This window comes from Vibrio ichthyoenteri ATCC 700023 (genome assembly GCF_000222605.1).
In the GTDB taxonomy this organism is placed as follows: domain Bacteria; phylum Pseudomonadota; class Gammaproteobacteria; order Enterobacterales; family Vibrionaceae; genus Vibrio; species Vibrio ichthyoenteri.
Genome location: NZ_AFWF01000160.1, coordinates 1 through 417, shown reverse-complemented (window position 1 = coordinate 417; position 417 = coordinate 1). Strand labels below are relative to the sequence as shown.

The 417-nt window shown below is 42.7% G+C and carries 1 protein-coding gene; it reads right to left on the bottom strand.

The annotated features are described in order from the left end of the window. Positions 1-33: 33 nt before the first annotated feature. Positions 34-417 (bottom strand): IS256 family transposase (locus RH85_RS11660; protein ID WP_039948987.1); only part of this gene is annotated, 384 nt, incomplete at its 5' end.

Genomic DNA, 417 nt, shown 5'->3' with positions numbered 1-417 from the left:
ACCCTGTAAATAATTCTGTGTAACTGCTCTTGGTTACAAGTATTCAGTTAATCGGTCTTCGAACATAATCATAAAGCGGTTTAGAGCTTGCTTCCAGTGATGGATTGGCATTGTCCATCGCTTGGAAGCATCCATAATCGCCAGATACACCACCTTTCTAGCCGATTCATCAGTCGGGAACAGTTTACGTTTCTTGGTTGCTTTTCTGATCACGCTGTTCAGTGATTCAATTGCATTCGTAGTGTAGATAGCTTTACGGATATCTTGAGGATAGCTAAACAGAGTATTGAGATTATCCCAATGAGCCGTCCACGAGCGACTGATTTGAGGGTACTTTCCATCCCATTTATCACCAAAGTGCTCTAACGCCAACAGGGCTTCATCTTCCGTCGTGGCTTGATAGATTTCTTTTAAGTC